Below are 1,275 nucleotides of genomic sequence, written 5' to 3' on the forward strand. Positions count from 1 at the left end.
CTGTTAAATCTGCTTCGTGAACAACAGCCTGAGCAAATTCTGCAAAAAGACACCGCCAGTGCTTTTAAGCTATTTGCGTAAAATTTGCCCAAAGACGCTTTTTCTAGGCATTAGTGTCTTGCTCGAAAATGTCTTAAATTTTGAAGAAGGCCTTAGCGAGCAGGCTAAAAAAAGTGCCAGAAAAGCTTTTTTAAGAATAGTAGAGATTGATAAAAATTTAGTCGGTTAAATTTGGCAAAGGGGGCTAAATTTGACCTGGTTTGGTTACTAAAGACAAAATTTAGTTGCGAGAAATTTAAACTCTAACAAGGGCTTAAATTTATCCAAAGTTTTTTGGATAGCAAATTTTGTCCTTAGCCTTTTGCCTACGCAGACTTCACAACTGCGGGCAAAAGCTTCTTTGGCTTGGTTTTGCTAGGCTAAAAGGAAGAAAAAGTAAAAAGGAGACGTGATGTTAAATCCGGCAGAAACCGCTCAAGCGGTATCAAATTCAATGGAGCATAAAGCTCATACGCCACTTGTAAGCATTATTTTCCTTGCTATCATGGCTGGAGCTGCTATTGCGATGGGTGATATCTTCTGGGCTCACTCAACAGTTGGTATGGCTGAAAAACAGTCTATCGGTCTTGCAAATTTCATCGGTGGTATCACATTTAGCTGCGGTCTCATGATGGTTGTGTTTTATGGCGGCCACCTATTTACGAGCTCAGTTTTAAGCGGTGTTACAGCGTATGAGGGTAGATTGTCATTTGGCAAAACCATAAGCTACTGGGCTATCGTTTGGATATTTAACTTCGTTGGCGGTGCATTGATCGCTTATATGTACTACTACTCAGGCTTGCCGCTAAAATATGACGGCTACATCTTGCAGCACTTCGTACCAGCTGGTATCGGCAAGATCACAGCGCCATTTCACGAGCTATTTATCCGCGGTATCTTTTGTAACGTCTTTGTTTGTATGTCTATCTGGACTGCGACAAGCGAGAGCAACCTATCTGGTAAATTTTTCGCGATCATGTGGATGATCGGCGCATTTGTCGCATGCTCAATGGAGCACTGCGTTGCAAATATGTTCATCATAACTGAGGCTATCATCTCTAAAGCTCACTATATCGCGGCAAGTGGCGGCGATATCAATGCAGCAGCAGCGTTACTTCACACTACAGCTGATAAGCTAGATATGCTAAACTGGGGAAATTTCATAGTTAAAAACCTAGTTCCAGTTACGCTTGGCAACACATGCGGTGGTCTTTTCTTTGTTGGTCTTGTTGGCTT

General features: G+C 42.0%; 1 protein-coding gene and 1 pseudogene. Both read left to right on the forward strand.

The window, feature by feature from the left end:
• Positions 1–55: 55 nt before the first annotated feature.
• A pseudogene (locus Q0296_RS02805) lies at positions 56–229 on the forward strand (hydrogenase 3 maturation endopeptidase HyCI); the annotation flags it as partial.
• A gap of 222 nt (positions 230–451) precedes the next feature.
• Positions 452–1,275, forward strand: an 824-nt coding sequence (locus Q0296_RS02810) for a formate/nitrite transporter family protein (protein WP_298036289.1), incomplete at its 3' end; no start/stop codon positions are given.

The organism is uncultured Campylobacter sp. (genome assembly GCF_937890585.1).
GTDB lineage: Bacteria > Campylobacterota > Campylobacteria > Campylobacterales > Campylobacteraceae > Campylobacter_A.